At 71.9% G+C, this 816-nt stretch carries 1 protein-coding gene; it reads left to right on the forward strand.

Annotated features, from left to right (window positions below):
• On the forward strand, positions 1-807 hold an 807-nt coding region (locus tag CTKZ_RS20915), incomplete at its 5' end, for a substrate-binding domain-containing protein (protein ID WP_148090548.1).
• Positions 808-816: the final 9 nt, after the last annotated feature.

An 816-nucleotide genomic window follows, 5' to 3' on the forward strand; every position in this document is an offset into this window, starting at 1 on the left:
GCCATCTCGCAGGGCCAGGACGGCATCCTCATCACGCCCAACGGCCCCGCGGTCGTCGACGCCGTCGAGCGGGCGCGCGAGGCCGGGCTCTACGTCATCGCGCTCGACACCCCGCCCGAGCCCGCGGACGCGGTCGACATCACCTTCGCGACCGACAACGTCGACGCGGGCCGCCGCATCGGCGAGTGGACCGCCGCGACGCTCGGGGGCGAGGACGCCGTCATCGCGCTCCTCGACCTGTTCGACGACCGCATCGTCAGCGTCGACCACTCCCGCGACCAGGGCTTCCTCGAGGGCATGGGGATCGACACCGCTGACGACCAGGCCAACGGCGACGAGGCGAAGACGGGCGACTACTCGGGCGGCAGCTACACGATCGTCTGCAACGAGGCGACCGGCGGCGCGGAGGACGGCGGCGCGACCGCGATGGAGAACTGCCTGTCGCAGAACCCCGACGTCAACGTCGTCTACACGATCAACGAGCCCGCCGCGTACGGCGCCTCGCAGGTGCTCGAGAGCGCCGGGAAGTCCCCCGAGGACGTGCTCCTCGTCTCGGTCGACGGCGGCTGCGCCGGCGTCGGGTACGTCGAGAAGGGCATCCTCGACGCGACCTCGCAGCAGTACCCGGTGCGCATGGCCGAGGAGGGCGTCCAGGCGATCGCGCAGCTCGCCCGCACCGGTGAGAAGCCCGAGACCACCGACGGGCTCGACTTCTTCGACACCGGCGTCGCGCTCGTGACCGACGAGCCGGCCGAGGGCGTCGAGAGCATCACGTCCGCCGACGCGAAGGAGATCTGCTGGGGCTGAGCCCCGGGC

Source organism: Cellulomonas algicola (assembly GCF_003851725.1).
GTDB lineage: Bacteria > Actinomycetota > Actinomycetes > Actinomycetales > Cellulomonadaceae > Cellulomonas > Cellulomonas algicola.